Here is a 22,421-nt window from a genome sequence, read left to right on the forward strand (position 1 = left end):
CAAGCTACTCGCGCGCCGTCGGCAAGCCCTGCTCGCGGAGCCAGTCATCGTTGTAGATCGTGCTCAGGTAGCGGGTGCCCGAATCCGGGAAGAGGGTGACAACCCGGGCGCCGGGCTGTAGCCCGGGCAGAATCTCGCGCACTCCCCAGAGCGCGGCGCCGCTCGAGCCGCCCACGAGCATCGCCTCATCCCGCGCGAGTTCGCGGGCGGTCAGGAACGCCTCCGAGTCACTCACCTGGAGCATCCGGTCGAACACCTCGAACTCCGGGCAGTCGATGATCTCCTCGTCGCCAAGGCCTTCGAGAAGGTACCGGCCGGGAGGCGCCGAGTCGTCGTCCGACCCCGAGAGAGCCGCGAAGTGGCGGCTGAACACGGAACCTTCGACATCGACCGCGACCACCTCGATCTTCGGGTCCCGCTCCTTGAGGTACCGGCCCACGCCGGAGACCGTTCCGCCAGTGCCGATGCCGCCGACGAAGACGTCGATGCGTCCGTCCATCTGACGCCAGATCTCGGGAGCGGTCATCTCGTAGTGGCACTGGTTGTTCTCCCGGTTGTTGTGCTGATCGGGAAAGAAGGCGTCGGGGCACGCAGCCACCAGGCTCCGCGCCTTGCGGTTGTACGACTCAGGGTGTTCCGGAGGCAGATCGCCGTCCACGAGGACCAGTTCGACGCCGAGGGCTCGAAGGCAATCCAGCTTTTCCCGGCTGGTCTGACGGCGAACAACCGCCCGGCAGCGAAGCCCCCTGTTCGTCGCCATCATCGCCAATCCCATCGCCGTGTTGCCCGACGACGCCTCGATCACCAAGCCACCCGGCGAGAGGGTCCCCGAGGCCAGGGCCCGGTCCACGAGGTACCGTGCCACGCGGTCCTTCACGCTGCCCATCGGGTTGAGGTACTCGAGCTTCGCGAAGACCTCGATCCCGCGCCCAGTGGTCTTCACCGAGCGGCGCAGACGCACCATGGGGGTGCCGCCGATCGCCTCGCTCACATCCTCGTAGACGTCAGCCATCTTCAGCTCTGTCCAGCAGGCGATCCCGGACGAGCTGCATGTCCTCCCAGGCGGCCCGCTTGAACGACGGATCCCGCAGCAGAAACGCCGGATGGTAGGTCACACGCACCGGAACCCCCGCCACCTCGTGCCAGCGCCCGCGAAGGCGGCCCAGGGAGTCCCGGGTCTGCAGCAGTTGCTGCGCCGCGACACGGCCCAGAGCGACGACCACCCGGGGCGCGATGAGTTCCACCTGCCGGTCCAGGAACGAGCGGCAGGCCGCGGTCTCGTCGGGCTGCGGATCCCGATTGTTCGGAGGCCGGCACTTGACCACGTTGGTGATGTAGACGTCCTCGCGCCGCAGATCGATCGCACGGATGATCCGGTTCAGGAGCTGGCCGGCACGACCCACGAAGGGCAGGCCCTGCCGATCCTCGTTGTAACCGGGTCCCTCGCCGACGAACATCAGGTCCGCATTCGCGTCACCGTCGCCGAACACGACCGTGTTGCGCTGCTCGCACAGCCGGCAAGCGGTACAGGCCTGGGCCTCGGCCGCTACCGCCTTCAGGCATTCCGAGCGGTCCTCCACAACTTCCGGGACTCCCCCCGTCCGCCGGGGCGGATAGGCATCCTCGAAACCGAGCTCTCGCAGCAGGCCGAGTTCCTGGCCCACGGAGAGCGGAAGTCGCGTCACGAACTCTCGCCCGTGCCGACTTCGCCGGCCAGATCGCCCGCAAACAGCTCCAGCAGGCGGCCGGCCAGTTCGTCCTTCGGCTGCTTCGCGAAGCGAACCGGAGCGTCCCGCCGGCCGAAGACGACCACTTCGTTGTCCGGCGACTCGAAGCCGATGTCCGGCCGCGATACGTCGTTGGCGACGATCCAGTGTGCCTGCTTCGCTTTCAGCTTGCCCTGCGCCGAACTCTCGAGGCACTCGGTCTCAGCCGCAAAGCCGACCCGCACGGCCTGGGGCGCCACCGTCGCCAGACCGGCGAGTAGATCGGGGTTCTGCTCGAGCTTGAGAACCAGACCGTCGGCGCCGGACTTCTTGAGCTTCTGGTCCGCGCACCCGAGGGGCCGGTAGTCGGCGACCGCAGCAGCCATCACGATGAGGTCCGCGGCCGGCGCCGTCTCCGCGAGCGCCGCCTCCATCTCCACCGCTGACACGACATCGATCCGCCGCACGCCGTCGGGGGTTCCCCGGCTCACGGGTCCGGCCACGAGAACGACCTCCGCGCCACGAAGCGCTGCCTGACGCGCCAGGGCGAAGCCCATGCGGCCGCTCGACCGATTGCCGAGGAAGCGCACCGGATCGATCGCCTCGAAGGTCGGACCGGCTGTGACGACCACCCGCTTGCCACCCAGAGGACCCACCGGCGAGGTCGCTCCGTCGTCCGGGAGCGCCAACGCTCGGCAAACGGCGTCCACAATCGCCTCCGGCTCCGCCATGCGCCCCCAGCCCCGTTCGCCCGAAGCCAGCGCGCCCTCGACCGGCCCCACGATCTCGGCTCCGCGGTTCCTCAGCGCCTCGACCTGAGCGCCGACCTGCGGTTTGCGCCACATCGCGTCGTGCATCGCGGGTGCGACGACCACGGGTCCCTCGAACATGAGAGCCGTCGTGCTCAGGAAGTCATCCGCCAAACCGAGAGCCAGACGGGCCAGCGTGTTGGCGGTCGCCGGCGCAACGCAGAGCAGATCGGCCCACCGCGCCGCCTCGACATGAAGTTCGGCGCCGTCCACACCGCCGTCACGCGAAAGGTAGCTCTGGCCGTAGACCCGTTCGCCGCTCAGCACCTCGAGAGTCAGCGGCGACACGAAGCTCTCCGCCGCCAAAGTCGGCGCGCAACGTACGGCGATCCCCCGCTCCCGAAGCCTCCGGACGAGGTAGGCGCCCTTGTAGGCGGCGATCCCGCCGCTTATGCCAAGAAGGACCCTGCCCTGGGCAGCCCGTGCAGGCGCGGCTCTAGTTGACTGTACTTCGCTGCCCGAAGGCATCGTCCCCAGGCTGCGGGTTGCCGTCCCCGGCGCTATCCGGTTCCGAAGACTCGGGCGCCTCGCCGAAGTCCCACTCGACGAGGTCGCGCTCCATCTCGCTCATCGCATGACGGGCGAACTTCGGGCTCTCCCTGGGCATGCGTTCCTGGGCGCCCCGGATCAACTGCTCGGCTCGGCGCGCGGCCAGAAGGACGAAACGGAACTTGCTGTCTACTTTCTCAGGAAAACGGGCCATGTGCATGAAAGTCCGCGAGAACGCGGCGTACGCGCTCCCGCATCCGCTCCCTTCGCTGTCGTTTCTCGAGAATGATGGCCGCCAGGGTCTCGCTGGCCACCTCGGCGCGGTCGTTGACAATAACATAGTCATAGTCGCGCACCCGCCCCAGTTCATCGAGCGCACCCTGAAGTCGCTGCCGGATGGCCGGGGCCTCGTCCAGGTCGCGTCCACGCAGCCGCGCCACCAGCGCCTCCGGGCTCGGGGGCATGACGAAGACACTATGGACCGCCGTACCCAACCGGCCCTCGACGCCGCCGGTGGCCATGACCTGCGCCGCTCCCTGCACGTCGATGTCCAGCAGGACGTCCATTCCCCTCTCGATTCGCGGCAAGACCTCGTCGACCGATGTTCCGTAGCGGTTGCCGTGAACCTCCGCCCACTCCAAGAACCGATCTTCCGCCACCATGGCCTCGAACGTCTCCAGAGCCACGAAGTGGTAGTCGACGCCGTCTTCCTCGTTCTCGCGCGGGGGGCGCGTCGCGTGGCTGATCGAGAATTCGACCCCGGCGACGAGCTCCATCGCCCGATGCACGAGCGTCGTCTTGCCGGCGCCGGACGGCGCCGAGAGTATGAACAACTCTCCTCTCGCCGTGCCCCCAGTCATTCGATGTTCTGCACCTGCTCCCGCAACTGCTCGCAGAGCACCTTACCCTCGACGACAGCCCGCTGCATCGTCAGATCACGGCACTTCGACCCGACCGTGTTCAGCTCGCGCAGGATCTCCTGGGTGAGGAAGTCCAGGCGCCGTCCCACCGCCCCCTCTTCGGCCATCGCCGTCTCGAAGCCGTCCAGGTGGCCGCCGAGTCGTTCCAGTTCCTCCGCCGTGTCGCCCCGTTCGATCAGCAGGGCCACCTCCTGAACCAGGCGCGCAGGGTCCAGTCCGGCGCCTGACGTGTCCCCCGCCCCGTGTCCTCCGAGCAGTTCGCGCACCCGCCTCTCCAGTTCGTCCGGGGCTCGATCAACAACCTCTCTACGGCGCGCGGCAAGTGCCTCCACGTTGCGGCGCAGCTCGGAGAGATGGCCGCGAAGCGCGTCTTCCAGGACTTGTCCCTCGCGTTCGCGTTCGGCCACCAGGGCAGCCACGGCACGCCGGCTGACCCGCACCGCGAGTTCCCGTTCCTCCATTCCCATGACCGGCGGCACCACCTCCGGCCGCGAACCGCGCACGGCCGACAGCAGTTCACCAGCACTGAGGTCCGAGGCAACGAGACCCCGGCGCCGCCAGCGACGGGCGGTCCGCTGCAGGGCATCCGCCGTCTCGTCGCACAGCTCGGCGGTCGGGGCGTCGGGGACGGTCTCGATCTCGACTCCCAGCTCGACCCGGCCGCGCCGGATCCTTGCAGCGACCACCGCGCGCAGTTCCGGCTCCAGGAGCCGGAACTGCGCCCGCAGTCGAATCGCGAAGTCGAGGTAACGGTGGTTTACGGACCGCGCCGTGACGGTCACGCGGCAGGGGCCTCTCTGCTCCGTCGCCTCCCCGATCCCGGTCATGCTCCTCAGGGTCGACCCCCTTCCCGCGATTCCCTGACCGCACCGAGCTCCCGAAGGAGGCTGCGGGCCGCCCGCTCGCTGGCTCCGGACGCTCCGAGCGCCGGCCGGAGTTCGGCCAGGTCGGCCCGCATGCTGTCCACGCGGGACCGTTCCGAAAGGAGATCCCGCGCTGTCGCCGCCATCTGGATCGCACCGGCCTCGCCCTGCAGCAGCTCCGGAACGACCCGGCGACCGAGAACCAGGTTGACGAGGCTGATGAACGGCAGGTCGACCAACCACCGGCCGATGAGACCCGTCAGCGGCGACACACGGTAGACCACGACCATCGGAGTGCCCAGGAGGCCCACCTCCAGGGTCGCGGTACCGGAAGCACAGAGAGCGAGATGGGAGCCGGCCAATGCCGCAAACCGCCCTGAGCGCACGATCTCCAGGTTCTGGCGCGCAAGCGGACTCGCTGCAACCAGTCGATCGACGAGGCCGGCATCCACCGTGGGGGCAAGGATCAGGCGAACCCGCGCGCCGTCGCGGCCCAAACCGTCGTCCGCATCGCGCCCCTCCGACGCCAGCGTGGCCGCGGCCCGCAGCATCGGCGGCAGGATCCGCCGAACCTCGCTGTTCCGCGACCCCGGCAACAGGGCCACCCTTGCCCGAGCCGGCAGATCCGCCTCCTGCTCCCAGACGGACGCGAACTCGGGCACTTCGTCGACCAGGGGATGGCCGACATGCTCCACCTCGAGTTCGAGACCCCGGTACACGTCGACTTCGAAGGGAAAGAGGACCAGCATGCGCTTCACGAGGCGCGCGATCGCTGCCACCCGGCGGCGGCGCCAGGCCCAGACCTGCGGCGAGACGTAGTAGAGCACCGGTACGCCCTGCCGGCGGAGGCGCCGCGCCAGACGCAGGTTGAAGTCCGGGAAGTCGACCAGCACCGCCAACTCGGGTCGACGTTCCTCGACCGCCCGCAGCAGCCGCCGGAAGACCCGCCGAATCCGCGGCAGCTCCCGCAGAACCTCGAAGATGCCCACAACCGCTACCTCGTCGCTATGCGCGACCGGCTCCAGGCCCGCGGTGGCCATCGCGTCGCCGCCGAGTCCGAAGAACCTGATCCGGCCCCCGTCCCCGGTCAGGCGACGTGCGGCCTCCATCATTCGCGCCGCGTGATGGTCGCCGGAGGCCTCACCGGCGGAGATCAGAACGGCCGGGCTGCCCTCGATCAGCGAGCCCGGGCTCAGGGAATCGGCGCGGCCGGCGACCATGGGAACGGGAACATCAACCAGGCCAGCACCAGGCCCCCGCCGACCATGCCGACCATCATCTGCAGAAACAGCCGCACCCGGTCCCTGAGCCGCCGTCGCCACAGCACGGCAAAGAACAGGCTGACCTGGAGGGCGTAAATCACCATCAGGGTGAAGTGACTCGTCAACACGTCCGTCAGTCCTTCGATCCGCTGGCGATGTCCCAGGCGTCCAGAACCGCCAGGAGGTTGAGAAGACCGGCGGTCAGCATGAACGCCTTGCCGTACTCGAACGTCGAGGACAGGATGTCCCCGCTGTACTCGACCAGGTAGCGGGCCACGAAGTACGGTGCGCCAGCGCCCATCGAGCTCAGGGTCGCGAGCCGGCTGAGCGGTTGCTCCGGCACGACGACGTAGAGGTGCCCGCGGAGCCAGCAGCCAAACAGGAACGAGAAGAGGACCACGCCGAACACGACCGCGGCGCGCCGCGGCTTGCGCAGAATCAGGTGACCGGAGCCCGGCACCACCCAGGCCGCTACCGCAACGAGCACGGGCCGGAGGACGCCCCGGGGCTCGGCAGGAGGCCCGGCTGGAGGCGAAGTCGTCGTCATCTGTGCGCGGCGGGCGGCGGGGCCCGGGCCTTGCGGAGCCCGGTCTACTCGTCGGAGTTCAGGAGTTCCTTGAGTTCCTTGCCAGGCTTGAAGTAGGGGATCTTCTTGGAAGGAACGTCAACCCGGGCGCCGGTCTTCGGGTTGCGCCCAATCCTGGAACCGCGCTCGCGGATACGAAAACTCCCGAAGCCCCGGAGTTCGATCTTGTCTCCGTCCTTCAAGGAGTCGACGATGCTCTCCAGCACCGTGCTCACGATGACCTCGGCGTCTTTCTTCGTCAAGTCGGTGCTACGCGCCACTTCCTCGACCAGGTGAGCCTTGGTCATCCCGCGGCGGATGGCTTCAGAGATCTGGATCGCATCTTTCATTTTCGGCTCTCCCCTTAGCCGGCCTTCTAGTCCTTTTCCGACGAACCCTCCGCGGCGGGCGCCTCCTCCCCGCCCCCGGCCTCTTCGGTCTCCGCGGGCGGCTCCACCTCTGCTCCGGCGGCCTCCACTTCCGGAGCCTCCTCAGCTTCTTCGGGCTCGGCAACGACTTCCTCAGCTTCCTCGGCCTCGGCGGCGACCTCCTCAGCTTCCTCGGCCTCGGCAACGGCCTCCGCGGCTTCCTCGGCTTCCACGTCCTCCGCGACGGTCTCCACAGCCTCCTCGGCCTCCTCGACACCCTCTTCAGCCTGCGCAGGCTCCTCGGCCGCGGCCCCCTCGACGGTCTCTTCCGGCTCCTCGGGCTCTTCGGCCGCCATGGCCGCCGCCGTAGCCGCCGCGAGCTTCTGTTCCCGCTCCGCCGCCAACTCGTCCGCCTCTTCGTCGGTCAACTCGACCACGCCGCGCAGGCTGAGACCGACCTTCTTGTCCTCGTCCTCGATGCGGAGAATGCGGGCGCGGAGGAACTCGCCGATCTTGTAGTGGTCCTCGAGCTTGCCGCCCGGGATGTCGACCTCGCTGACGTGCGCCAGTCCCTCCAGCCCGTCGTAAACGTCGATGAACAGCCCGAAGTCGGTCACGTTGACCACCCGGCCCACGATGTCGTCGCCGACGCGGTTGCCGTCCACGAAATCCTGCCACTCGTTGGGAAGGAAGTCCTTGATCGACAGGGACACCCGCTGTCCGGTGACATCGATGTTCGTGATCCGGGCGCGAACGGCATCGCCCTTCGCGAGCACCTCGCTGGGGTGCTTCACGCGCTTCGTCCAGCTCATGTCCGAGACATGGACGAGGCCGTCGATCTCCTCCGTGATCTCGACGAAGGCGCCGAACTCGGTCAGGTTCCGCACCCGGCCCTCGACGATCGTGCCGACCGGGAAGCGCGCCGCGAGATCCTCCCACGGGTTCGACTCCACCTGGCGGAGGGACAGGCTGATTCGACGCTGCTGCATGTCGAGCTCCGACACGATCGCCTCGACCTCCTGGCCGACGCTGACGATCTTGGACGGCGGCACGACCTTCTTCGTCCACGACATCTCGCTGACGTGCACCAGGCCCTCGACACCCTCCTCCAACTCCACGAAGGCGCCGTAGTCGACGAGGCTGACGACCCGGCCGCGGACCCGCGAACCGAGCGGGTACTTCTTGTCGACCAGGGTCCACGGATCCTCGGTGGTCTGCTTGAAGCCGAGCGAGACACGCTCGGTTTCCGGGTCGAAACGAAGCACGACGACCTCCACTTCGTCGCCGACCCCGAAGTGCTCCGACGGATGGTTCACCCGGCCCCAGGAGATGTCCGTGATGTGGAGCAGGCCGTCGATGCCACCCAGGTCGACGAACACGCCGTAGTCCGTGATGTTCTTGACCACGCCCGGCAGCCGAGCCCCCTCCTTCAGCTTGGTCAGGGTTTCGGCCTTCTTCTTCGCGTACTCCTTCTCGAGCACGGCGCGCCGCGACAGCACGATGTTGTTGCGCCGGCGGTCCAGGCTGATCACCTTGAACTCGAGTTCCTCGCCCTTGAACGACTCCAGGTACTTGACCGGCTTGATGTCCACCAGCGAACCCGGCAGGAACGCCCGCAGACCGACATCGACCGTAAGGCCCCCCTTGATCCGGTCGATCACCCGGCCCGTGATCACCTTGCCCTCCTTGAAGCTGTTCTCGACCTGCGCCCAGATCCGCATGCGCTCGGCCTTGACCTTGGAGAGCATCACATGGCCGTCGGCGCCCTCTGTCTGTTCGAGCAGCACTTCCACGTCGTCGCCGACGCTGACCTGGAGTTCGTCGTTCCGGGAGGTGAATTCGTGGATCGGCACCAGGCCTTCGGACTTGTAGCCGACATCCACGACGACATCGTTCGATGTGATCGCGATCACCTTGCCGGGGACGATCTCTCCCTCGTTGAGATGACGCATGCTGTCGTCGTACATCTCGACGAGTTGCTCATAGGAGAGGTTGTCTGTATCGGGCGCCTGCGCTTCGCCGGGAAGCGCGTCGGACGTGTGTTCTTCGGTGGGTTCCATGAGTTCCTGTGTTCTCGCTTCGGCTCTGAACCGTGCGGTGGGCGTTTCTAGGTAGACGGCGCACCGACAATCGGGCCGCAACGCGCTGCCGAAAGCAGGCGTCGAGGCCCGAACGGACGCCAAGGGTCAGACCGACAAGTATAGGGACGCGGCCGCAAGCGGTCAACCGGTCGGGGCTCCACCAACGGCAGCCGCGCCAGTGGCCTAAACACTCATTTCACAACACTTAGGCACCACGTTCCGGCCGCTCCACGACGCGAGCTTCCAGCCGTTCCAGGGCCCAGACTGCGTGGCTCCGGACGACGGGGTCACAACTTCCCCGTGCCCGTTCGAGCGCCGGGATGTAGACGGCTTCGCCGCGGTTCCCCATCGCCAGCGCGGCGTTACGCCGCAGTCCCGAACGACCGGGCCGCTTCATCGGACTGCCGCGAAAGCGCGTCCGGTACTCGTCTTCCGAGATCGTGAGCAGCGTCACGAGATCCAGTTCCGCGCGATGCGCCGGCAAGGAGAACTCCCCACTCCGCTCGTGCGCCGCCGGCCTCGCGCGATGCTCGTTCCAGGGGCACACCTCCTGGCAGACGTCGCATCCGAACACCCAGTCTCCGACCAGGGGTCGCGCCTGCTCCGGCACCTCTCCGCGGTGCTCGATCGTCCAGTAGCTGATGCACTTGCCGGAGTCCAGAACATAGGGCGCCGGCAGCGCTCCAGTCGGGCAGGCGTCGAGACAGCGCCGGCAGTCGCCACACAGATCCTCGGCCATCGGCTCGGACGGTTCGAGCTCCAGGGTCAGGAACAACTCTCCGAGCAGAAACCACGATCCCGTGCGGTCGAGCAACTGTGTGTTCTTGGCGATCGCGCCAAGGCCCGCCCGCGCCGCCAGTTCCCTCTCAAGCACCGGCCCGGTGTCCACGTAGAGTCGCGCGCCTGAGCCCGGAAACGCCTCCCGGATACGGGCGGCAAGCGCCCGCAGTCGCCCCTCCATCAACAGGTGGTAGTCATCCCCGCGGGCGTAACGGGCCACTCGCGGCCACAGGTCGCCCTGCGGCTCGGGCTCGCCCTCGAGGGGGTGGTAGTGAAGCGCCACGCACAACACGGATCGCGCGCCGTCCAGCACCGAGGCCGGCACCAGACGCCTCCGTGTCCGCCTGCCGAGCCAGGCCATCGAGGCGAACAGGCCCCGCTCCAGCCGACGCAGGAAGGCCGACCCGGCGCCGGCTCGCGGTTCGACGGACGCGACCCCCGCGCGGTCGAAGCCGGACGCTAGCGCCCAGCCGATCAACAGCTCGGCGCGGTTCTTCGCCGCGTTCATCCGGAGTCTTCGGGCGGCGAGAGGATCTCGAAGCGGGTGGCATGCTCGTCGTCCGGGCCGGCGGGAACGTCCTCGAAGTTCTCGACCCGCCAGCTCTCAAGGGGCGAAAGATCGACCGCCGTATCGCCCTCGACCTCGGCCAGCACGCGGGTGAGGTAGACGCGGTCGGCGAAACGGAAGGCCGCCTCGAACAGCCCGGCGCCGCCGATCACGAAGGTCTCCTCCTCTCCCACGCCGCGGGCCGCCGCAAGCGCCTCGTCGAGCGAACGGCAGGTCGCCGCGCCCGGCGCTTGGAAGTCCGTTCGGGTGCTCAGCACGATGCACTCCCGTCCCGGCAGCGGCCGGCAGCCGATCTCCTCCCATGTGCGCCGTCCCATCACCACGTGATGGCCCACGGTCAGCCGCTTGAAGCGCCGCACGTCCGTCCGGAGCCTCCAGGGAAGCTGGCCGTCCAGGCCGATGACGCCGTTCGTCGCCGCTGCCAGGATCACCGAGAGCCGCATCGCTCAGACCGCGACCGCGGCGCGGATCGGGGGATGCGGGTCGTAGTCCACGAGTTCGAAGTCGTCGAGCGCGAAATCGAAGACGGAGCGGACATCCGGGTTGAGCCGCATCCTGGGCAACGGACGCGGCTGCCTGGACAACTGCTCGCGCGCCTGCTCCACATGGTTGCTGTACAGGTGGGCGTCACCGAACGTGTGGACGAACTCGCCGGGCGCGAGATCGCAGACCTGGGCGATCATCATCAGCAACAGGGCGTAGGAGGCGATGTTGAAAGGAACTCCGAGAAAGAGGTCGCCGCTGCGCTGGTAGAGCTGGCAGGAGAGACGACCGTTCGCGACGTAGAACTGGAACAGGGTGTGGCAGGGCGGAAGGGCCATCGAGTCGACCTCGGCGACGTTCCAGGCGCTGACGATCAGCCGCCGCGAGTCGGGCTCGCCCTGGATCTGTTCGATGACCGCGGTAATCTGATCGATCGACCGTCCGTCCGGCGTCGCCCAGGACCGCCACTGCGAACCGTAGACGGGCCCCAGGTCGCCGTTGTCGTCGGCCCACTCGTCCCAGATCGTCACCCCGTGACGATGCAGAAAGTCGACGTTCGTGTCCCCGCGCAGGAACCACAGCAACTCGACGATGATCGACCGCAGGTGGAGCCGCTTCGTCGTCAGTGCCGGGAAACCGTCGGCCAGGTCGTAGCGCAACTGCCGGCCGAACACGCTGCGGGTGCCGGTGCCGGTGCGGTCGTCGCGCACCACGCCGTCGTCGAGCACCTCTTGCAGCAGGTCGAGGTACTGGCGCATTCCCGCTTTCGGCTCAGAGCACGGTCCGCAGGATGCGGCCCTGCCGCGGACGGACCACGCGGCCCTACCCCGCCGGCGAAACGCGCAGGTTGCGGAAATGGGCCACCGTTGACCCTTCGATCCAGAGAGCGACCCTTCCCCTGGCCTCCGCACCGGACTTCAGATCGTTGACGATCAGGGTCGGCTGCGCCGCGCCGTTCACGTACAGCCTCGCCGTCTCGCCGGCCACGACGATCTTCACCGCGATCCACTCCGCCGGGCCGATGTCCACGTACGTCTCGTACTTACCCGGGGTCTGCTCACGGAGCCGGAACCACGTCCACTCCGGGTGGGAGATGTACTGGGCGCTGTGGTTGCGCCGGACCTGGTCGTCGGCGCGACCGTTCGTCGGCCGCAGGTAGAAGCAGTCGTAGGTCTCGTCGTCCTCCTGGACCCGGAAGGCGACGCCGACGAACCCTCGTGCTCCTCCCTGCGCCCCCGCCGCGGGCTGGCCGGCGAGGTCCACCTCGATCGTGCCGTCGCCGAAGTCGGTGTCCTGGACCACCGCGAGGAAGTTCTTCCTCACGGCCTCGAAGGCCTCAGGTCCGGGCCGCTCGCCCCGGGCGCGCAGTTCCTGCATCACCTCCCGCCTCTTCGCCGCGACCGAGGCCAGCACCGCCTCGTCGCCCGCCATCCGCAGCGCGGCGCTGCCATCGAGAGTGTCGGCGCGGACCTCCGCGTTCACCAGCCGGAAGTCCTCGGCCGCTGGCAGTTCCCGTTGGAATCCGTCCTCCTGACCCTGGACCGGCGCGGCGGCCGGAACGAGGAGAAGAGCGAGAATGCACCCGGCACGAACATGGGACATCAGTGTTTCCTCCTCATTGGGCACAGCCGGTTCGCACCTTAGCAGCCGTCGCCTCCCTCCAGGAGGCGCAGCAGAGCTCGCCTCTGCTCTTCGTCCTCGACCCGACGGAACTTCCGGCGCAGTCGCCTGCGCAGGTACGCGCGCTCCCAGCGCGGTCGATGGAGTCCGTAGTAGCGCAACTGGGAGGCGCGGTAGAAGCGCTCCGCCGCGGGCGTGAGGCGCCGTTCGCGATCCGTTCCGGTCACCGCGCCCCGCACATGCCACGCCCGCGCCCCGGGCACCTCGCGCAGCCTGAAGCCGGCCCGGCGGAGTCGAAGACACAGGTCCGCGTCCTCGAAGTAGAGAAAGAACCGCTCGTCGAATCCGCCGATGTCGTCGAAGGCCGCGCGGCGCACAAGCAGGCAGGCTGCCGTGTACCAACCCGCGCCGACACAGGGTTTCAGCAGGCGCGGCAGCCGGCCGTGGTTCCACGCCGCTTCCTCGAACCGGTTGCGGAACCTCTGGCACGCCTCGCCGAGAACGCCCACAGGCGGCGCCCAGACGAACTGCGGCGACCCGTCCGGGTAAGAAAGACAGGGGGCGGCCACAGCGAGCCGGTCCTCGGACTCCTGCGCCTCGACCAGGCGCCGCAACGATTCTTCGTCGATCCAGGCGTCCGGGTTCATGAACAGCAGATGACGGCCGGCCGACTTCGCAGCGGCCAGATTGCAGGCAGCGCCGAAGCCGAGGTTTCGGCCCGCCTCGACGAGTCGGACCGGCAGGACCGGGGCACCGGCCGTCTCGAACTCGCGGACCGTCGTCAGCGAACCGTCGCTCGACGCGTTGTCGACCACGACCGCCTCCAGGGCGGCCGGAGAACCGGGCCTCGCCGGATCGTCCCGCCGCCAGGCCTCGGCGATCGCCTGGAGGCTCTCCAGGCAAAGCCGGAGCCAGTCCCCGGAGTTGTAGTTGACCACCAGGGCGCTGACCGCCGGGCGATCCGAGTCGCTCACGGCCCCTTCTCCCGCGCCATGCGCCAGACGGCCTCCACCTGATCGGCGAAGCGCTCAGCGGCACGGTCCCAGGTCAGCGACCGCACACGCTCGGGTCCTTCCCCCCTCGCCAACCGGCGGGCTTCCTCATCCAGCACTAGCCGCCTTAGACCCTCCGTCAACACGTCGATCTCGAGCTTTGCGCATCGCAGCGGATACTCGGGCCACAACTCCGCCAGGGCCGGCGCATCCGAGACGAGCACGGGAGTCCCGGCCGCGAGCGACTCGAGAGGAGGCAGACCGTATCCCTCGTAGTCCGACACGTAGACCGTCCCCAGGGCCCGCGCGTACAGCGGCGGCAGCAGATCGTCGTCTACGTAGCCGAGACGGACCACCCGCTCCTTCCAGTCGCCGGCCCGGATCAACCGGTCGAGCTCTCCACGACGAGGCAGTTGGTTTCGGCCCGCGATGACCAGACGGAGTTGATCCAGGTTCACGGGCCCGGCATCCCATCCCGAGCCGCCCGGACCCGGCTCGCGCAGAAGGCGACCCAGGGCACGCAGCACCAGATCGAGCCGCCGGCGCGGGAGGATCGAACCCAGAACCAGCAGATACGGCCGCCGAACCCCCAGCTCCGCCAGCATCCGGTCCTGTTTCCGCTCTCCCGTTCCGCTCGACTCGCGGGCTGCAGCGAAGTGGGGCGACACGCCCAGCGGAACAACGGCTACACGATCCGCCGGCAGGCCGTACCGTTGCCGCAGATCGGCTGCCGTGCGCCTGGTGTCGGTCAGCACCCTGGTCGCCGCGCGCGCGGCGCTGCGGGCAAGGTAGCGCCGCCGCCGCAACTCACGGAAGCCGAAGTCCCCAGGCAGGTGCTCGAACGAGAGATCGTGAATCGTCACCAGGGATGGCCGCTCCGGCGTGCGCGGCAGGCTGTAGCCCGGCGAGAACACGACGTCCGGCTGCTCGCGCCGCAGCAACCTGGGCAACCGGAACTGCTCCCAGAGAATCGGATGCGCGCCGGGCCGGCGGTCGAACACCGCCTCGCAACGGCTAGCGCCCCCGGCCTTGCCCGTCCACAGCGGGTGGTCGAACGGATCGCCCTTGAAGTACAGCCGCAGACTCCAGTCCTCCGCCCGCGGCGTGCGCCGGAGAGCGGCCAGGAGTTCCTCCGTGTAGCGCCCGACACCCGTCGGCTCCCCCTCCATCTCATAGGCGACGACGCCGATCGACCGCGGCCCTACCGCCGTCTCGTTCATCAACCCGCGTCCACCATTCCGCCGTAGATCCCGATCACTTCCTTCGCCGCCGTCCGCCAGGAGAACCCGGCTGCGCGAACGAAACCCGCCCGTCGATAGTGGCGTCGCAGGTCCGCGTCGCCGAGCAGCGCCGCCAGGCCGCCGCGAATGGCCGCCACGTCAGTCGGATCGACGCACAGCGCGGCGTCTCCGCCAACCTCGGCAAGCGAGGACGTGTTCGACGTCAACACCGGTGTGCCGCAGGCCATCGCCTCCACCACGGGCAGGCCGAACCCCTCGACCAGGGACGGATAGGCCACCACGACGGCAACGTTGTAGAGGGCGATCAGGTCCTCCTCCTCGACAGCACCCAAGCGGCGCACGAAACCCGGCCAGGGACCGCCGAACGCGGCATCCTCCTTCCAACTGCTGCCGCCCACGAGCACCAGAGGCGTGTTCTCCTGCAGGTTCTGGTCGAGCCCGGCGTAGGCCTCGACCAGACGAGCGATGTTCTTTCGCGGCTCGAGCGAGCCGACCGAGAGCACGAACTGTCCCTCAAGCCCGAAGCGCGCCGCAAGACGCTCCCGGGCGGCCGTCAACTGCGCGCCGTCGAAGGCAACGAAGACCGGCGACGCCGCTTCGTAGACCACCCGCAGCCGATCCTCAGGCAGCACGAACCACTTCCGCACTTCCTTCGCGGTCGCTTCCGAGACAGCCAGAATCGTGGCCTGCCGCGAGACCGCCCGCAGAGTGCCGAGCAGGCACTGATTCCGGTTGTCCGGTACGTGGAACTCAGGGTGCGTCAGGAACGTCAGGTCGTGAATCGTGAACACCGCCGGACCGTCGAAGCAGGCAGGATCGGAGAACGACGGGATGTGGAACAGGTCGAGGTCGCGACGGCGCGGCCAGCGACCAGGTCCCTTCCGTACGTTTCGCGGCAGTTCATCCAGAAGGGCCTTCCAGGCCGCGGAGTCCGCCTCCGCACCCAGGGAGTAGAGATGGAGCGCGGGCGTACCGCCCCGTTCCTCCGCCTCCTCGGCAAGTGCCTGCAGGAGACTGACCGAGTAGCGGGCCACGCCATCCGGCGGCCCGAAGATCTTGCTCACGTCGAAACCGACGCGCATACCCGTCAGCCCGGCCTCGAAGCCCGCGCTTCCCCTCTCGCCTCGGCCCGAATGCCCAAGGCGACGGACCGCAGCCTCGAGGCAGCGCCGGCCATCAGCTGGCCCTCGCCCTCGAGGTGCTCGATCAGCGGCAGGATGTCGGCGTGCAGCGGATCGATCCTCACTGCCTGCTTCGTTCGGACCCAGACGGCAAGGCGTAGCCGTTCATAGCGCTCACTGCCGATTGCCCGGCGCAGGACTGCCCGCAACGGCCGGGCCGCGGCTGATCGGGTACCGCGTCCGAGCAGGACGACCAGGGGCCGAAGCAACTCCAGGAGCCGGGTCACCCGCCGCATGCCCCGCCAGCGTACATCACCCTCCCCCGGTCCCCTCCGGCGCGGCAGCCGCGCGCTCGCGGTAGATTTGGATCACCTGGTCCGCCGTCTTCTCCCACGAGAACCCGGCGGCCCGCCGGAAGCCCGCTTCGCGGAACCGGCCCCGCAGCGACGGATCACCGAGCAAGGCCTCCAGACCGCCGCGAATCGCATTGACGTCCAGCGGGTCGACGCACACCGCGGCGTCGTCCGCCACCTCAGCCAGGGAGGAGACGTTCGACGTCAACACCGGCGTACCGCACGCCATCGCCTCCACGACGGGCAGGCCGAATCCCTCGACCAGGGACGGATAGGCAACGACCGACGCCGCGTTGTACAGAGCCACGAGATCCGGCTCGTCTACCCGGCCGAGACGGCGCACGAAGTCGGGCCACTCCCCGGTGAAGACGGCCTCCGGCTTCCAGCCCCCGTCGCCCACCAGCACCAGAGGCGTGCTGCGCCGCCGATCCGGGTCGAGGCCGGCGTAGGCCTCGATCAGCCGGGCAACATTCTTCCGCGGTTCGAGCGTGCCGACCGTCAGCACGAAGGGACCGTTCAGCCCGAAGCGACAGGCGAGTCGCTGCTCCGCGCTAGCCAGCTCTGCGCCCTCCAGTGCGACGAACACCGGCGATGCCGCCGGATACACCACCCGCATCCGCTCGGGCGGCACGTGGAACCAGCGAAGCACCTCGTCCGCCGTCGCCCGGGAATCGACGGCCAGCGTCGCGTCCTGCCAGACGGCGCGCAGGGTCGATCGCAGGCAATGGGCGCGATTGACCGAGCGATGGTGCTCGGGGTGAGTAAGGAATGTCAGATCGTGGACCGTGAACAGGACCGGACCGTCGAAGAAACCGGTGTCGGTGAACGACGTCGTGTGGAACAGGTCGAGCTCGTCCTGATCGGGGTGACGACCGGGATGAGGGATCGCGCTCGCCGGCAGATGGCCCAGAGCCCGATCCCAGTCGCGCGGTCCGGTCTCGACGTCGCCGGCGTAGAGATGCAGCGAGAACTCGCCGCCCTGCTCCGCCCGAACCGCCAGCACCTCCAGCAGGCTCACCGTGTAGCTGGCTATGCCGTCGCGCGGCCCGAAAACCTTGGCGACATCGAAGCCGATGCGCATCGCTCTACGTCGCTCGTGGAACCGTGAAACCGCTATCGGCCGCCTCGTCGGACCAGCCCTCGGCGCGTATCTCGAGCGTCAGACGGCGCAGCCGGTCCGCCGTCCCCTCGGTCAACCGGCCGCTCCGGTCCAGCTTGTCGATGAGCGGCAGCACCTCCGCCGGATACAGCTCGAAGAACAGCGCCTCTTCGACCTCCGCGGCCCGATCCGACATCTCGTCGATCCGGTCCTGCAGCGCGCCGCACAGCGTCGCAACGCGGGTCACTTCGAGACGCAGGGCATGGATCCGCTGCCGTACCCGCAGCAACACGAACGCCGCGCCGGCCACCGCACCGGCAGCGAGCAGCACAGGAAGAGCGCCGGACGGCCACACAGCGGCGGCAGACTACCAGTCGAGAGCAGCCTCCAGAGCGACCACCTCGTCGTACAGCTCGGCGCGCCGCCGGCGCAACCGCTTCACCGCGCCAGTCCGCAGACCCACGGTCCACAGCGCTTTCAGACCGTGACCGAGCTCGGCAACAAGGCGGTGGTAGCGCAGGCCGAGCAGGGCCGACAGGGCGCAGAGCCCGAGCATCCCGGCAACGCGCACCCACAGGGCCTCGGGGATCCAGTCGAATCCCGGCAACGGCTCGGTCCAGGCGATACCGACCGCGACGCTCGCCACGATCCACGCCGCCGGCAGAATGACGAGACCCAACGCCATCTTGAGTCCCGCCTGCTCCTTCCTGGTCTTCGAGAACTTCTTCGCCCCGAACACGACGAGCAGCGCGGCCGGCAGGTTGATCAGGTTGCCGACCAGGACCAGCGTCGGCAGGAGCAGCAGCATGACCAGCGCCTCGGCGCCGACAAGGAGCAGGCGTAGCGCCGTCCGCATGACGGGCACACCGTCCAGTTCCCGGTCGTTCAGACCGAGCAGTCGCAGCGTTTCGTCATAGCGGGTCACCCTGGCCATAAGCCGTTTCGTCCCCTCCGGATCCCTCGTCCTCTGGCTGCGGTAGCCGGCCCAGACGCGCGCGAACCCCTGATCCCGTTCCTGCATCGGGGCCCGCCGCAGGCGCTCTCCCTCCCGAGCCGCGCTTTCCGCGCGCACCAGCGAACGCACCCGCTCCATCGCCCGGTGAATGCCCCAGCTCTCCGTCGGGTGGGTGACCTCGATCAGTTGCTGTTCGATCACCCGCGTCAGTCGGGAAACGAACGTGTCCCCTCCCGCTCCGCCGGCCTTCGACTCCTGCGTGTCGCTGCCGTCGCCGCTGAGATCCGCGCCCACCTCAACGGGCGGGTGGAACGCCACCAGCGCCCGGGACCGAAAGGCGTGCTTGCGCTCGTAGTGCAAACCAACCGGCACCAGCGCGGGCTCGCCGCCGCCTTCCCGCGCCAGTTGGAACAGGCGCGCCGCTCCGGCCCGCAACTCGAGCAGGTTCGGCTCGTCGTGGGTCGCCCCCTCCGGGAAGATCGCGACGTAGGACTCCCGGGTCGCGGCCGCCAGAGCAACGAGACTCCGGTGGTTCGCGACCCGACGTTCCCGGTCGCTCGCGGGGGCGCCGGCCTCACCGCGGTCCCGGGCCCGGTAGAGCGGAACCGCCCCGAACGCGCGCAGCAGCCAGCCGATCAGCGGCATGCGGAACAGGCCGTGACGAGCCCCGAACGTGACCGGCCGCGGACAGAAACCGAGGATCAGGATGCCGTCGGCGAGGCCATTCGGATGCCACGCGACCAGGAGGCCGCCTCCCTCGCGCGGCACGTTCTCGCGGCCCACCACCTCGACGCTGCGAAAGAACAGCCTCGCCAGCGCCCGCAGAAAGAGAGTCAGGCAGCGCTTCCTGATCCCGGCCCCGACCGTGCGAACCACCTCCACCTCGGACCTGTGAACACCGGCCAGTGTAGCGCCGCGGGGCTCGCATGCGCCCCACCGTCCGACCGGTCGGACGCTTGACAGAGTCGAGCTCCGCTCCTACGGTGTACCCAGCGTTCAGTGAAAGGAGGCACCATGACTCCGCCGGGCCATCTCCTGCCCCCGGCCGTCCCGAGGCTGACCGCCCGGGAACACAAGCCGGGGGCCGCCAAGTCCGCAGCCTGAGTGGACGAACGACATCCGGCCGCTCGACCGCCGCCTGAAGAGCCCGAGCGTCCGCCGGATCCCTGATCCGGACCGACCGCGCCGAGGCCAAGGAGAGCGAGTCGAGGCCCAGCGGGCGCCGAACGCCCACCGCGAAAACGCATCCATTCAGGCCGGGGACAATCCGAGAGCGCAGGCTCCATGCCTGCGCTCTCTTGCGTCTGAATGAAGCGGAACCGGGGCCAAAAGGACCCCGACCACGGGCGCCCCCGGACACTCCGATCCAGGTTCTGGCGCGGTTCTGCGTCTTAGTCCATGTGATCGCCTACATCAGTTCCGCGACGCCCTGGGGCATCGAAGCACGAGAGGTCCAGGTCGAGGTCGGGGCCGACTTCGGTCTTCCCGCGATGCAGTTGATCGGGCTCCCGGACACGGCAGTCCGCGAGAGTCGCGACCGGGTCCGGTCGGCAATCCGCAACAGCGGCTACGACCTGAAGAACCGCAATGTGGTCATCAATCTCGCGCCCGCGGACCTGAAGAAGGAGGGCAACCAGCTCGATCTGCCCATCGCCCTCGGTCTGCTCACCGCGCATCGCGAGCTGACGCCCGACTCGCTGGAGAGGCGAATGGCCTGCGGCGAACTCGGCCTCGACGGCGAAGTGCGCCCGATCCGGGGAGCCCTCCAAGTCGCCGAGCTGGCCGGCCGGCTCGGCATCCGTGAACTCCTGCTCCCGGCGGCGAACAGCCGGCAGGCCGCCGCGCTGTCCGGACCGCCGGTGGTGCCGATCACCCATCTGCGCGAGGCGATCCAGCATCTGAACGGAGACCTGGCCATCGGTCCGGCGACTCCCCTCCCCCGAAACGAGACCGACTCCGCGGTCCCGGACTTCTCCGACGTCCGCGGCCAGGAGACCGCCAAGCGGGCACTCGAGATCGCGGCGGCGGGCGGGCACAACGTGCTCTTCGTCGGGCCGCCCGGAACCGGCAAGACGATGCTCGCCCGCCGGCTACCCGGCATTCTGCCGCCGCTGAGCGAGACCGAAGCGATCACGGTGACCAAGATTCACTCTCTGGCCCGCGCCGCCCGCATGAACGGTCTGCTGTGGACACGCCCATTCCGCAGCCCCCACGCTGGAGTGTCCTCGTCCGGGCTGATCGGAGGCGGTTCGATGCCGAGACCCGGCGAGATCAGCCTCGCCCACGGCGGCGTGTTGTTCCTCGACGAATTGCCCGAGTTCCGCCGCGACGCGCTCGAGGCGCTGCGCCAGCCGCTCGAAGATGGCACCGTAACGGTCGTCAGGGCGCAGGCTCGGCTCACCTTCCCGGCCCGCTTCACCCTGGTCGCCGCCTCCAACCCCTGCCGCTGCGGCCATCTCGGGGATCCGCGCGCCGAATGCGTGTGCACGGCCGCCGATGTCGACCGATACCGCCGAAAGATCTCCGGACCCCTGCTCGATCGCATCGATCTCCACGTCGAAATGCCGGTACCCAGTCTCGACGAGTTGAAGGGGCCAGCATCCGAGACCTCGGCCTCGATCGCAGAAAGGGTGTCGGCCGCGCGCCGCACGCAGTCCTCGCGTTTTTCCGCAGGCCATCCGACGCCCTTCAACAGCGCGATGGCGAGACGGCACCTGGATCGGTACTGCCGACCCACGAGCGCGGCGCAGGGCCTCATCGACGCCGCGTTCGAGCGCCTCGCGATGTCCGCCCGGGCTCTGGCCCGCGCGCTCAAGGTGGCTCGCACCATCGCCGACCTGGACAGATCCCCCAAGGTCGACGTCACGCACGTCGCGGAAGCGATCCAGTATCGGCCACTCGATCGCAGCGGACCGTGATGTCGAAGCGGAAGGCGGCCGGACGGGGATTCCCCTCAGCCCCGTCCGGCCGCCCCCTGACGAATCGCTCGGGTTTGCTGCTAGAGTGCCTTCGTCGATCCGGTTCGCCCCGTCTCCCACCGGCCTTCCGGGTTCTTGACACCGGCCCGTCCGGGACGGATAATATTCGCGCTGATCTATACGTACCGCTTCGGCGTCCGACGCTCGCTGCCACCCCGCCCCGGACAGGCTCTCCCAGCATGCGATCAAGGTTCCACACAATCGTCTTCGTTCCGCACTCCCAGAAGCGGACGCGGCAGTTCCGCATCAGCAGCCGCTGGTTGACCGCGGTCGCGACCGCTGCCGCCCTCGTGCTGGGCTTCGTTGGCTGGGCCACCGTCGCCCAGGTGCGCTCGGCGGCAGAACTACGCGACCTCGCCAGGATGGAGAACGAGAACGAGGAACTGCGCCGGGCCAACGACTCGTTCGAGGCCAGCATCTCCCGCCTGCAGCAGGCGCTGACGGACGCCGAGGATCGCACGCGCGAACTCTCGATCGTCGCCGGCCTCGAGCAGATGGTCGGTGCCGAGCCAGAGAACCGTCCGTCCGAGACCGGCGCCGGCGGCAGCTACCCGAGCCCCACCGCCCCCAACAGCTACGACCTGTCTCTCCTCGAAGCCCGGGCCTCTCGGCTCGACGGTCAACTCGACGAAGTGAACGGGGCTGTCGAGAATCGCCTGCTCCTGCTCCGGTCGACGCCCATGATCTCGCCCGTCCGGGGTGTGATCAACAGCGGTTTCGGCTTCCGTCGGGATCCGATCACGGGGCAGCGGGCCCATCACGACGGCATCGACATCTCGGCCGACCGCGGTCAGACGGTCGTCGCCACGGCCGACGGCATCGTCGTTCGTGCCGAACGAGCGGGCAACCTGGGTCGCGCCGTCTACGTGGTTCACCGTTTCGGCTACGAGACCCGTTTCGGCCACCTGTCGAAGATCCTGGTCGAAGAAGGCCAGGAGGTCCGCCGCGGCGACACGTTGGGCCGGGTCGGCAACTCCGGACGCGCGACCGGCTACCACCTGCACTACGAAGTCCGGCTCGGCGGCGACACGCGCGACCCGTTCGAGTTCATGCGAGACCAGAGTTAGCGGTAGCGCCGCGACGCCGGACGTACCGCGGCCTGGCACCCAGGAAACCGTCGATCGGCGATCCAGCCGGCCGCGGCGTCGCCCCCTCCCCGGAACGAGTC

At 68.7% G+C, this 22,421-nt stretch carries 24 protein-coding genes; 2 read left to right on the forward strand and 22 right to left on the reverse strand.

Translation table 11 applies throughout. The features are described from left to right. Nucleotides 1–4: 4 nt before the first annotated feature. The 22 genes from OXG83_05600 to OXG83_05705 all read right to left on the reverse strand — a co-directional run bounded on the left by OXG83_05600 (nt 5) and on the right by OXG83_05705 (nt 19,151). Complete coding sequence (locus OXG83_05600; protein ID MCY3964488.1) at nt 5–1,012, reverse strand: cysteine synthase family protein; 1,008 nt, start codon at nt 1,010–1,012, stop codon at nt 5–7. Further along, nucleotides 1,005–1,685: a uracil-DNA glycosylase gene (locus tag OXG83_05605; GenBank protein MCY3964489.1), complete on the reverse strand. Its 681-nt coding sequence runs from the start codon at nt 1,683–1,685 to the stop codon at nt 1,005–1,007. The genes OXG83_05600 and OXG83_05605 overlap by 8 nt, the downstream gene beginning before the upstream one ends. Continuing rightward, nucleotides 1,682–2,983, reverse strand: a complete 1,302-nt coding sequence (coaBC, locus tag OXG83_05610; GenBank protein MCY3964490.1) for a bifunctional phosphopantothenoylcysteine decarboxylase/phosphopantothenate--cysteine ligase CoaBC — start codon at nt 2,981–2,983, stop codon at nt 1,682–1,684. The genes OXG83_05605 and coaBC overlap by 4 nt, the downstream gene beginning before the upstream one ends. Then, the gene (gene rpoZ / locus OXG83_05615; protein MCY3964491.1) at nt 2,952–3,218 is read right to left on the reverse strand and encodes a DNA-directed RNA polymerase subunit omega; all 267 of its coding nucleotides are present in this window, start codon (nt 3,216–3,218) and stop codon (nt 2,952–2,954) included. Before rpoZ ends, coaBC begins: the two co-directional genes overlap by 32 nt. Further along, the gene (gmk, locus tag OXG83_05620) at nt 3,202–3,864 is read right to left on the reverse strand and encodes a guanylate kinase (GenBank protein ID MCY3964492.1); all 663 of its coding nucleotides are present in this window, start codon (nt 3,862–3,864) and stop codon (nt 3,202–3,204) included. The genes rpoZ and gmk overlap by 17 nt, the downstream gene beginning before the upstream one ends. Then, entirely contained in the window at nt 3,861–4,751 is an 891-nt protein-coding gene (locus tag OXG83_05625) for a YicC family protein (protein MCY3964493.1), read from the reverse strand. The genes gmk and OXG83_05625 overlap by 4 nt, the downstream gene beginning before the upstream one ends. A 5-nt stretch (nt 4,752–4,756) precedes the next feature. Beyond that, nucleotides 4,757–6,007, reverse strand: a complete 1,251-nt coding sequence (lpxB, locus tag OXG83_05630) for a lipid-A-disaccharide synthase (GenBank protein ID MCY3964494.1) — start codon at nt 6,005–6,007, stop codon at nt 4,757–4,759. Then, complete coding sequence (locus OXG83_05635; GenBank protein ID MCY3964495.1) at nt 5,980–6,177, reverse strand: hypothetical protein; 198 nt, start codon at nt 6,175–6,177, stop codon at nt 5,980–5,982. Before OXG83_05635 ends, lpxB begins: the two co-directional genes overlap by 28 nt. 5 nt (nt 6,178–6,182) lie before the next feature. Beyond that, nucleotides 6,183–6,536: a hypothetical protein gene (locus OXG83_05640; protein ID MCY3964496.1), complete on the reverse strand. Its 354-nt coding sequence runs from the start codon at nt 6,534–6,536 to the stop codon at nt 6,183–6,185. 104 nt (nt 6,537–6,640) lie between these two features. Next, the gene (locus OXG83_05645; protein ID MCY3964497.1) at nt 6,641–6,922 is read right to left on the reverse strand and encodes an integration host factor subunit beta; all 282 of its coding nucleotides are present in this window, start codon (nt 6,920–6,922) and stop codon (nt 6,641–6,643) included. Between the two features lie 68 nt (nt 6,923–6,990). Further along, the gene (locus OXG83_05650; protein ID MCY3964498.1) at nt 6,991–9,042 is read right to left on the reverse strand and encodes a 30S ribosomal protein S1; all 2,052 of its coding nucleotides are present in this window, start codon (nt 9,040–9,042) and stop codon (nt 6,991–6,993) included. Between the two features lie 226 nt (nt 9,043–9,268). Continuing rightward, nucleotides 9,269–10,351, reverse strand: coding sequence for a tRNA epoxyqueuosine(34) reductase QueG (queG, locus tag OXG83_05655; GenBank protein ID MCY3964499.1), 1,083 nt, complete (start codon nt 10,349–10,351; stop codon nt 9,269–9,271). Beyond that, nucleotides 10,348–10,854, reverse strand: a complete 507-nt coding sequence (locus OXG83_05660) for a dihydrofolate reductase (protein MCY3964500.1) — start codon at nt 10,852–10,854, stop codon at nt 10,348–10,350. The genes queG and OXG83_05660 overlap by 4 nt, the downstream gene beginning before the upstream one ends. Before the next feature lie 3 nt (nt 10,855–10,857). Continuing rightward, nucleotides 10,858–11,652, reverse strand: a complete 795-nt coding sequence (locus tag OXG83_05665; GenBank protein ID MCY3964501.1) for a thymidylate synthase — start codon at nt 11,650–11,652, stop codon at nt 10,858–10,860. A gap of 64 nt (nt 11,653–11,716) precedes the next feature. Continuing rightward, nucleotides 11,717–12,496 carry a DUF1080 domain-containing protein gene (locus OXG83_05670; protein ID MCY3964502.1) on the reverse strand — a complete coding sequence of 260 codons (780 nt, stop codon included), beginning with the start codon at nt 12,494–12,496 and terminating at the stop codon, nt 11,717–11,719. A 38-nt stretch (nt 12,497–12,534) separates the two neighbouring features. Next, the gene (locus OXG83_05675) at nt 12,535–13,488 is read right to left on the reverse strand and encodes a glycosyltransferase family 2 protein (GenBank protein ID MCY3964503.1); all 954 of its coding nucleotides are present in this window, start codon (nt 13,486–13,488) and stop codon (nt 12,535–12,537) included. After that, nucleotides 13,485–14,726, reverse strand: a complete 1,242-nt coding sequence (locus OXG83_05680; protein MCY3964504.1) for a glycosyltransferase family 1 protein — start codon at nt 14,724–14,726, stop codon at nt 13,485–13,487. Before OXG83_05680 ends, OXG83_05675 begins: the two co-directional genes overlap by 4 nt. Then, entirely contained in the window at nt 14,726–15,829 is a 1,104-nt protein-coding gene (locus tag OXG83_05685; GenBank protein MCY3964505.1) for a glycosyltransferase family 1 protein, read from the reverse strand. Before OXG83_05685 ends, OXG83_05680 begins: the two co-directional genes overlap by 1 nt. 5 nt (nt 15,830–15,834) lie before the next feature. Continuing rightward, on the reverse strand, nt 15,835–16,164 hold the full coding sequence (locus tag OXG83_05690) for a hypothetical protein (protein MCY3964506.1): 330 nt from the start codon (nt 16,162–16,164) through the stop codon (nt 15,835–15,837). Nucleotides 16,165–16,180: 16 nt separating this feature from the next. Continuing rightward, on the reverse strand, nt 16,181–17,302 hold the full coding sequence (locus tag OXG83_05695) for a glycosyltransferase family 1 protein (protein ID MCY3964507.1): 1,122 nt from the start codon (nt 17,300–17,302) through the stop codon (nt 16,181–16,183). 4 nt (nt 17,303–17,306) lie between these two features. Next, complete coding sequence (locus OXG83_05700) at nt 17,307–17,651, reverse strand: hypothetical protein (GenBank protein MCY3964508.1); 345 nt, start codon at nt 17,649–17,651, stop codon at nt 17,307–17,309. Nucleotides 17,652–17,687: 36 nt separating this feature from the next. After that, nucleotides 17,688–19,151, reverse strand: a complete 1,464-nt coding sequence (locus tag OXG83_05705; GenBank protein ID MCY3964509.1) for a 1-acyl-sn-glycerol-3-phosphate acyltransferase — start codon at nt 19,149–19,151, stop codon at nt 17,688–17,690. Between the two features lie 524 nt (nt 19,152–19,675). On the opposite strand from OXG83_05705, the gene OXG83_05710 reads away from it, so the two are divergent. Both OXG83_05710 and OXG83_05715 read left to right on the forward strand, forming a co-directional pair. Further along, on the forward strand, nt 19,676–21,193 hold the full coding sequence (locus OXG83_05710; protein ID MCY3964510.1) for a YifB family Mg chelatase-like AAA ATPase: 1,518 nt from the start codon (nt 19,676–19,678) through the stop codon (nt 21,191–21,193). A gap of 239 nt (nt 21,194–21,432) precedes the next feature. Beyond that, nucleotides 21,433–22,320 (forward strand): M23 family metallopeptidase, encoded by an 888-nt coding sequence (locus tag OXG83_05715; protein MCY3964511.1) that lies wholly within the window; start codon nt 21,433–21,435, stop codon nt 22,318–22,320. Nucleotides 22,321–22,421: the final 101 nt, after the last annotated feature.

The sequence above is a fragment of the Acidobacteriota bacterium genome (assembly GCA_026707545.1).
In the GTDB taxonomy this organism is placed as follows: Bacteria; Acidobacteriota; Thermoanaerobaculia; order Multivoradales; family Multivoraceae; genus Multivorans.

Bases quoted from the DNA above. Each gene is read 5' to 3' on its own strand.
- OXG83_05625 (MCY3964493.1), bottom strand. From the start codon at position 4,751: ATGACCGGGATCGGGGAGGCGACGGAGCAGAGAGGCCCCTGCCGCGTG.
- lpxB (MCY3964494.1), bottom strand. From the start codon at position 6,007: ATGGTCGCCGGCCGCGCCGATTCCCTGAGCCCGGGCTCGCTGATCGAG.
- OXG83_05715 (MCY3964511.1), top strand. From the start codon at position 21,433: ATGCGATCAAGGTTCCACACAATCGTCTTCGTTCCGCACTCCCAGAAG.
- OXG83_05695 (MCY3964507.1), bottom strand. From the start codon at position 17,302: ATGCGCATCGGCTTCGATGTCGCCAAGGTTTTCGGGCCGCGCGACGGC.
- OXG83_05660 (MCY3964500.1), bottom strand. From the start codon at position 10,854: ATGCGGCTCTCGGTGATCCTGGCAGCGGCGACGAACGGCGTCATCGGC.
- OXG83_05665 (MCY3964501.1), bottom strand. From the start codon at position 11,652: ATGCGCCAGTACCTCGACCTGCTGCAAGAGGTGCTCGACGACGGCGTG.
- OXG83_05685 (MCY3964505.1), bottom strand. From the start codon at position 15,829: ATGCGCGTCGGTTTCGACGTGAGCAAGATCTTCGGGCCGCCGGATGGC.
- gmk (MCY3964492.1), bottom strand. From the start codon at position 3,864: ATGACTGGGGGCACGGCGAGAGGAGAGTTGTTCATACTCTCGGCGCCG.
- OXG83_05645 (MCY3964497.1), bottom strand. From the start codon at position 6,922: ATGACCAAGGCTCACCTGGTCGAGGAAGTGGCGCGTAGCACCGACTTG.
- queG (MCY3964499.1), bottom strand. From the start codon at position 10,351: ATGAACGCGGCGAAGAACCGCGCCGAGCTGTTGATCGGCTGGGCGCTA.
- coaBC (MCY3964490.1), bottom strand. From the start codon at position 2,983: ATGCCTTCGGGCAGCGAAGTACAGTCAACTAGAGCCGCGCCTGCACGG.
- OXG83_05690 (MCY3964506.1), bottom strand. From the start codon at position 16,164: ATGCGGCGGGTGACCCGGCTCCTGGAGTTGCTTCGGCCCCTGGTCGTC.
- OXG83_05650 (MCY3964498.1), bottom strand. From the start codon at position 9,042: ATGGAACCCACCGAAGAACACACGTCCGACGCGCTTCCCGGCGAAGCG.
- rpoZ (MCY3964491.1), bottom strand. From the start codon at position 3,218: ATGGCCCGTTTTCCTGAGAAAGTAGACAGCAAGTTCCGTTTCGTCCTT.
- OXG83_05600 (MCY3964488.1), bottom strand. From the start codon at position 1,012: ATGGCTGACGTCTACGAGGATGTGAGCGAGGCGATCGGCGGCACCCCC.
- OXG83_05680 (MCY3964504.1), bottom strand. From the start codon at position 14,726: ATGAACGAGACGGCGGTAGGGCCGCGGTCGATCGGCGTCGTCGCCTAT.
- OXG83_05670 (MCY3964502.1), bottom strand. From the start codon at position 12,496: ATGTCCCATGTTCGTGCCGGGTGCATTCTCGCTCTTCTCCTCGTTCCG.